This is a genomic window from Streptomyces griseorubiginosus (assembly GCF_017614965.1).
Classification (GTDB): domain Bacteria; phylum Actinomycetota; class Actinomycetes; order Streptomycetales; family Streptomycetaceae; genus Streptomyces; species Streptomyces griseorubiginosus_B.
Window position 1 is genome coordinate 1 of the sequence record NZ_WVUG01000400.1, and the last position, 6,818, is coordinate 6,818.

Consider the following 6,818-nt stretch of genomic DNA (forward strand, 5'->3'; position numbering starts at 1 on the left):
CGACCGCGCCGGGGGCCGGGGAGGCTTCCGCCGGGCGGGGCAGCCGGAGATCGCTGGGGTCGGCGTCGATGCCGTAGGACGCGAGCAGCCGGCACCAGCGGGCCCGTTCGTGCTCCTCCGCGTACCAGACCGGCCCGTCGATCTCGGGCGTCCCGGGGTGGGCGAAGGCCAGCAGTCTGAGGGGGCGCACCTGTTGCAGGAGACGGTGGCTGGGCGGACCGTTGCCGTGCAGGTCGACGGCGATCTCCGGGGGCGGGCCGGTCCAGTGCAGGGCGCGGGGTACGGCGCGGCCTGGTGCGGAGGCGGGCAGCAGCCGGTCGACGGCGCCCGTCGCGGCCGCGACCGGCGCCAGCTCGGCGGGCGCGGCCAGCACCAGTTCGTGCGCCGGGAACGCCCGGCGCAGCGCGCGCAGCGCGGGGACACCGGCGAGCAGGTCCCCGAGGCCCAGGGCACGCAGGACGAGGACGCGGGGCGGCGCGGTCATGAGGTGCCTGCCGTCCGGGGTGACCGGGGGTGCGGGACGGACGGCGTGCGGTACGCCCCGTGCGGAAGGGGGGCGCCGTCGCGGCGGACGTCGGGATCGCCCACGTACAGCAGCTCGAGGAAGGGCCAGGGTGCCGTCGGTAGCAGGCAGTAGCCTCCGCATCCGGTGTCCCGGCCCTCCAGACTCCGGGTCGGCAGCGGAAGTCGGTGTGTCGTCGTCATACGGCACCTGCCGCGCGGGTCATCAGCCGGGTCGAGGAGCGGCCGTCCAGGTACGGCAGGAGGACCGCCTGGCCGCCCCACTCCTGAAGCAGCGCGGCCTCGGGGAGGTCGGCGCCGCTGTAGTCGCCGCCCTTGACCCAGATGTCGGGCCGCAGTTCGGCGAGCAGACGTTCGGGGGTGTCCTCGTCGAAGACGGCCACGGCGTCCACGCAGCCCAGGGCGAGCAGGACCCGTACCCGGTCCTCCAGCGGGGTGACCGGCCGTCCGGCACCCTTGCGGCGCCGCACGGACGCGTCCGAGTTCACGCACACGACGAGGCAGTCGCCGAGCCGCCGGGCCGCCTCCAGGAGGCCCACGTGCCCGGCGTGCAGCAGGTCGAAGCAGCCGCCGGCGGCCACGACGGTGCCGTGCGCGGCGCGGACGCGGGCGAGGACGGCCCGTACGTCGTCCCCGGATTCCACGGCCTCGGCGGACACGTCGGAAAGCCCCATGAGAGCTCCCGCCCCGCCCTCGCCGACGAAGGCCGTCGCCGCCGTGACGGCGCCCTCGACGGCCTCGCCGACCAGCGCGCCGTCGGCGAGCAGCCCGGCCGCGGTGGCAGCGAACCGGTCGCCCGCCCCGCACGGGTCCGCGCCGTGGACCTCGGGGGCGGGACACAGCAGCGGCTGATCGCCGTACGACAGCAGGGCGCCCCGGGCGCCGAGCGTGACCGCGACGGCACCGGCCCGCCAGTGACCCACCAGCGCGGCCGCGGCGCGCGCGGCGGTACGCAACTCCCGTACGGCGGCGGGGGCCTGGCCCGCGAAGCGGTGGGCCTCCTGCTCCGCCGGCGTGACCAGGCGCGTCCCCGGCACCGGCGGTCCGCCGCGCGGGTGCGGGTCCCAGACGAGGGGCGGGTGGTCGGACAGGACGTCGCGGAGGGCGTCTGCGGTGCCGCGGCCGTAGTCGGAGACCAGGACGGCCGGCGCGCAGCGGATCGCCGCGCGGGCGGCGTCGGTCGCCTCGCGGGTGGTGCCGCTGCCGCGGTCCAGGCGGGTCACGGGACGGCCCCGCGCCAGCACCCGGGTCTTCTCCGAGAGCGCGCCGGTCAGCGGGAGCGGGATCAGCTGCAGCCAGGGTTCGAGAAGTCGAGTCAGCTCGCGGCTGGCGGGGTCGTCGCCGACGCCCGCCACCAGCGTCACCTCCCGGCCGTCCCGGGCGGCGAGGTAGGCGGCGAGGGCAGCGCCGCCGGGGCGAAGGCGTTCAGCGCAGTCGGCGACCACGGGGACGGGCGCGTCGGGGGCGAGTCGGTCGGCGTGGCCGTCGAGATCGCGGTCGAGCAGGGCGTCGCCGACGACGAGGAGCGGGGCTCGGCCCGTCATGCCGTCCTCCTCTCCACTTCCGCGTCGAAGGCCGCGCAGACCATGTGCACCGCCACCAGGTGCAGTTCCTGCACGGTGGCGGCCGAGGTCGCCTCGACGCACAGGGCCTCGTCGCTGCCCGCGGTCAGCGGGTTGGGGGCCGGGCCGGTCAGCGCCCACACGTGCAGGCCGCTCGCGCGGGCCGCGTCGGCGGCGGACAGCAGGTTGGCGCTGGCGCCGCTGGTGGACAGCAGCATCAGGACGTCGCCGGGGCGGCCGTGCGCGCGGACCTGGCGGGCGAACACCTCGTCGACGCCGTAGTCGTTGGCGATGGCGGTGGTGGAGGAGGTGTCGGCGTGCAGGGCGATCGCGGAGAACGGCGGCCGGTCGTCGCGGTAGCGTCCGACGAGCTCGGCGGTCAGGTGCTGGGCCTGGGCCGCGCTGCCGCCGTTGCCCGCGGCCAGCAGCCGTCCGCCGGCGCAGAGCACGTCGGCCAGCCGGCTCCCCCACCGTTCCGTGATGTGCGCGGAGGCGCGGAACTGGCCCAGCGCGTCCAGGAGTTCGTCGCAGTGCCCGACGGCGGGCGGGTGGACCGTCATCACGCCACCTCCTCGGACACCCGGTGTCCGGTCAGAGTCCGCTGGTAGACCTGTTCGACACCGTCGGCGACGCGCTGCCAGGTGTAGCGGGCGAGGGCGCGCTCGCGGCCGGCCGCGCCCATCCGGCGGCGCAGCGGTTCGTCGGCGAGGAGTTCGCGCACGGCCCCGGCGATCGCCCACGGGTCGCCGGCCGGCACCCGGCGTCCGGTGTGCCCGTCGGCGACGGTGTCGCGGTGGCCGCCGACGTCGGTGGCGACGACGGGCACACCGCAGGCCATCGCCTCCAGCGGCACGATCCCGAACGGCTCGTAGACGGGGGTGCACAGGACGAGGTCGCAGCTGCGCATCAGCCCCGGCATGTGGTCCGGGTCGACGGCACCGAGCAGCCGTACCCGGTCGCCGAGTCCCGCGCGCTCGGCGAGCCGGCGCAGTCGTGCCGCCTCGGGATCGGCGTCCAGCTGTCCCGGTTCGGGGCCGCCGGCGATGAGGAGTTCGGCGTCGGGAACCCGGGTCAGGGCGCGGATCGCCTTGTCGTAGCCCTTGCGCGGGACGAGCCGGCCGCAGGCGAGCAGGCGGTGGCGCTCCCGGCGTTCGGGGAGGCCGGCGCTGTGCGCGCCGGGGTGGAAGTGCTCGGCGTCCACCCCGCACGGCACCACCGACACCCGCCCCGGCGGCACGCCCATCTCGGCGAGTTCGTGGACCTCGTCGCCGCAGGTGGCCAGGACGCGGGCGCAGCTGCGGCCGATCTGCCGCTCGACACCCAGGCGTTCGTGCGGGCTGGTGTCCCGGCGGCCCTGGTGGCGGCGCTTGACGGTGCCGAGCGCGTGGAAGGTCTGCACGACCGGGACGCCCTGTTCGTGGGCGCCGATCTGCGCGGCCATGCCGGACATCCAGAAGTGCGCGTGGACGACGTCGGGCCGCTCCCGTTCCCAGGCCCGCGCGAGGGTGGTGCCGAAGCCGGGCATGTAGGGGAAGAGCTCGTCCTTGGGAACGGGTTTCGCCGGCCCCGCCGGCACGTGCTCGACGACGCCGCCGCCCGGCAGCGGTACCCGGTCGGGCAGCCGGGCGGAGTCCCGGCGGGTGTACACGGTCACGTCGTGGCCGCGACGCGCAAGTTCCTCGGTGAGGCGGGCGACGTACACGTTCTGCCCGCCGGCGTCTGGCCCCCCGAGAGCGGCGAGCGGGCTCGCGTGCTCGGACACCATGGCGATCCTCATCGGGTGACCTCCTTCAGCAGCCGCTCCCAGTCGTCCAGGAAACGGGACAGCCCGTAGCGGGCGAGAGCCGCCGCGCGGGCCCCCTCGCCGATCAGCCGCGCGTGCAGCGGATCGGCGACGAAGTCCCGTACGGCGTCGGTCAGTACGTCGATCCGGTTGGAGACCACTCCCGCGCCGGGCGGCACGGCCTCGGTGACCTCGGTGGTGGCGAGGGCGACCACGGGCATGCCCAGGTGCATCGCCTCCAGCAGGGACAGCCCGAGGGAGGTCCAGCGGATCGGGTGGACGTAGACGCGCCGCCTGGCCATCGCCGCGTGCAGATCGCGCTGGGCGAGGTCGAAGGTGCGCGTGTTCGGCACCCGGAGCCGGTCGGTGGCCATGCCGAAGACGTCCAGCGGGGCTGCCTCGGCGAAGACGGGGAGCAGGTCGGTGCCGGTGGTGCGGCCGCGCCGTACGGGCTCGTTGACCACGACGGCGGCCCGGTCCAGTTCGCCGGTCCACCGCTGGCCGGGGTCGACGACGCCGTGTTCGATCACGGCGGTCGGGGCGCGTCCGCAGTCCCACATCAGGCGGTTGAAGTGCGTGACGTGGACGAGGGTGATGTCCGGCTGGTCGGCGACGGGGTGCCGGGTGTCCGGGACGTCGCCGTGCGGGGTGTTGTGCTCGACGTAGACCAGCGGCGGGCGGCGGCCCAGGCAGGCGTCGACGAGGGCGAGTTCGTGCGGGCGCTGCAGCACGACGACGTCGATGTCCTCGTCGCGCAGCCGCTCCAGCGGCACCTCGATCACCGAGTCCGGCCAGTCCCAGGTCTGCGCGCGGCCCCGTCCGTCGGGGCCCCGGTCGGGCGTGACGGGGACGACGTAGGTGTGCGGGCCCTGCACGAAGGCGGTGGTCCACGACCCGTGCACATGCCAGAGCAGGATCCTCATGTCTCCCCCAGGAGTTTCTCCACGGCGGCGGCCACGTCGTGGGCGGTGACGGTGTCCAGGCAGGGATGGCCGGGAACGGGGCACTGCCGGGCCCGGGTGCCGGCGCAGGGCGCCTGCTGGTCGCCGAGCAGCACGTACGGGACGCCGTACGGCCGCCAGCGCTCGGCCGGGACGACCGGTGCGAACAGGGAGACGACCGGGGTGCCGACGGCGGCGGCGAGATGGGCGGGGCCGGTGTTGCCGGTGACGACGGCGTCGGCGCGGGCCAGGACGCCGGCGAGTTCGGGGGCGCCGGTCCGGCCGGCGAGGTCGAGGGCGTGCTCCCCGGCGACGTACGCGGTCAGCTCGCGCTCACCGCTGTCGCCGGTGACGATCACCCGGTGCCCGGCCTCGGCCAGTTCGCGCACCGCCTCGGCGGCCCGCTCGGCGCTCCAGGTCCGCGCGGGGACTGCGGCTCCCGGGTGCATGACGACGTACGGGCCGGGACCGGTCAGCGCGGTCGTGGCGGGCGGCTCCAGCACTCGCAGCCGGCCGTCGTCGGGGCGGGGGAAGCCGGCCGCCTCGGCGAGGTCGAGCATGGCCTCGGCCTCGTGGGCGTGCGGGGCGCGCTGGTGGCGTACGTCGAGCAGCGAGCCGGGGTAGTCCTCGCTGTCCGCGGCGATGTGGCCGACGCCGGCCAGGCGCAGCAACAGGGCGGCCGGGAGCGGGGACTGGTGGAAGGAGGTCAGGATCAGCGCCGTGTCGGCGTCGACGGTGTCGATCAGCTGGTCGACCTCGCCGCGGCCCACCGGCGGGGGGTCGAAGCCGACCCAGGGTGCGTCCCAGACCAGGACTTCGTCCACGCCGGGCAGCAGGGGGGCGGCGGGCGCGCCGCGCGGTCCGCACAGCAGGGTGACGTGGTCGGCGCGGGCGGCGACGGCCCGGATCGCCGGCCCGGCGAGCAGGACGTCGCCGAAGCTGTCGAGACGCACGACGAGGGCCTTCATCGCGGCCCCCGGGGGGTGTCGTGGGCCGCGCCCGAGTCACCGTGGCGGCCGGAGTCCGGGGTCCCGGCGGTGTCGTAGGCCGCCTCGATCGGGCGCTCGTCGACCAGGACCCGGCCGCGTGGAGGTCCCGTCAGCAGTGCGCGCACCGCTGTCAGCAGGTCCGGTGCCACGTGGTCGGCGCGGGCGGTCTCCTCGGGGCGGGTCCGCTGGTTGGGGACGAGGATGCCGTGGGCGCCGGCCCGGCGGGCGGCCTCGACGTCCGCGCCGATGTCTCCGATCACCACGCAGCGCTCGGGCGCCGCGCACAGGCGTCCGGCGGCCCACAGGACCAGGCCGGGTTCGGGTTTGCGGCAGCGGCAGCCGTCGTCGGGGCCGTGCGGGCAGACGCCGAACACGTCGAAGGGGCCGAGGAGTTCGTCGACGCGCTGGTTGACGTGGCGGACCTCGGTGTCGGTGAGCAGGCCGCGCGCGATGCCGGACTGGTTGGTGACGACACCGGTGCGCACGCCGTGGGCGCGCAGCAGGGCGACGGCCTCACGGGCCCCGTCGACCGGGCGGACCTTGTCGGGGTCGCCGTTGTAGGGGACGTCGTGGACGAGGGTGCCGTCGCGGTCGAACAGCACCGCCCTGACCCGGGTCACGAGGCCACCTCCTGCCAGGCGGGTGCGTCGCGGTACCGCCACAGCCCGGACAGCCAGTGCCAGGTGGCGGCGGGCGGGATCAGCACACTGGTGGCGAGCATGGTGGTCACCTCGTCCCGGGTGCGCGGCCCGGGCGCGATCCGGGCCCAGGCGAACTCGCCGGTGCCGAGCGCCCATCCGGCGCCGACGGCCGCGGCGGCCCGGGGCCGTCCGGCGGCGGCGAGGGCGAGCGCGGCGGCGCCGGACGCGGTGATCGCGAGGTGGGAGTGGAGCCGGCCGCGCGGGGCTACCGCCTTCTCCCACCAGTCGGGTCCGTGCAGCCGCCGCATCAGCGCGTCGTCGGCGTTGCCGCGCTGGGCGCGCAGGGACACCCAGCGGGAGGCGGGGCGTACGGGGTGGCG

At 76.3% G+C, this 6,818-nt stretch carries 6 protein-coding genes and 2 pseudogenes; all 8 read right to left on the minus strand.

Features of this window, described 5'->3' with window-relative positions; all coding sequences use genetic code 11:
• Positions 1-484: pseudogene (locus GRC12_RS40155) on the minus strand (glycosyltransferase family 9 protein); the annotation flags it as partial.
• Between the two features lie 217 nt (positions 485-701).
• Positions 702-2,066 (minus strand): D-glycero-beta-D-manno-heptose 1-phosphate adenylyltransferase, encoded by a 1,365-nt coding sequence (rfaE2, locus tag GRC12_RS40160; RefSeq protein ID WP_208785399.1) that lies wholly within the window; start codon positions 2,064-2,066, stop codon positions 702-704.
• Positions 2,063-2,644, minus strand: coding sequence for a D-sedoheptulose-7-phosphate isomerase (locus tag GRC12_RS40165; RefSeq protein WP_133041721.1), 582 nt, complete (start codon positions 2,642-2,644; stop codon positions 2,063-2,065). The genes rfaE2 and GRC12_RS40165 overlap by 4 nt, the downstream gene beginning before the upstream one ends.
• Positions 2,644-3,861, minus strand: coding sequence for a glycosyltransferase (locus GRC12_RS40170; RefSeq protein WP_208785400.1), 1,218 nt, complete (start codon positions 3,859-3,861; stop codon positions 2,644-2,646). The genes GRC12_RS40165 and GRC12_RS40170 overlap by 1 nt, the downstream gene beginning before the upstream one ends.
• Entirely contained in the window at positions 3,858-4,790 is a 933-nt protein-coding gene (locus tag GRC12_RS40175) for a glycosyltransferase (RefSeq protein WP_208785401.1), read from the minus strand. The genes GRC12_RS40170 and GRC12_RS40175 overlap by 4 nt, the downstream gene beginning before the upstream one ends.
• A complete protein-coding gene (locus tag GRC12_RS40180) occupies positions 4,787-5,776 on the minus strand; it encodes a glycosyltransferase family 9 protein (protein WP_208785402.1) in 990 nt (329 codons plus the stop codon). The genes GRC12_RS40175 and GRC12_RS40180 overlap by 4 nt, the downstream gene beginning before the upstream one ends.
• A complete protein-coding gene (locus GRC12_RS40185; protein ID WP_208785403.1) occupies positions 5,773-6,417 on the minus strand; it encodes a D-glycero-alpha-D-manno-heptose-1,7-bisphosphate 7-phosphatase in 645 nt (214 codons plus the stop codon). Before GRC12_RS40185 ends, GRC12_RS40180 begins: the two co-directional genes overlap by 4 nt.
• Positions 6,414-6,818: pseudogene (locus GRC12_RS40190) on the minus strand (transferase); the annotation flags it as partial. The gene GRC12_RS40185 and the pseudogene GRC12_RS40190, both read right to left, overlap by 4 nt.

Coding starts and splice junctions, on each gene's coding strand:
- rfaE2 (WP_208785399.1), bottom strand. CDS start 2,066: ATGACGGGCCGAGCCCCGCTCCTCGTCGTCGGCGACGCCCTGCTCGAC.
- GRC12_RS40165 (WP_133041721.1), bottom strand. CDS start 2,644: ATGACGGTCCACCCGCCCGCCGTCGGGCACTGCGACGAACTCCTGGAC.
- GRC12_RS40170 (WP_208785400.1), bottom strand. CDS start 3,861: ATGAGGATCGCCATGGTGTCCGAGCACGCGAGCCCGCTCGCCGCTCTC.
- GRC12_RS40175 (WP_208785401.1), bottom strand. CDS start 4,790: ATGAGGATCCTGCTCTGGCATGTGCACGGGTCGTGGACCACCGCCTTC.
- GRC12_RS40180 (WP_208785402.1), bottom strand. CDS start 5,776: ATGAAGGCCCTCGTCGTGCGTCTCGACAGCTTCGGCGACGTCCTGCTC.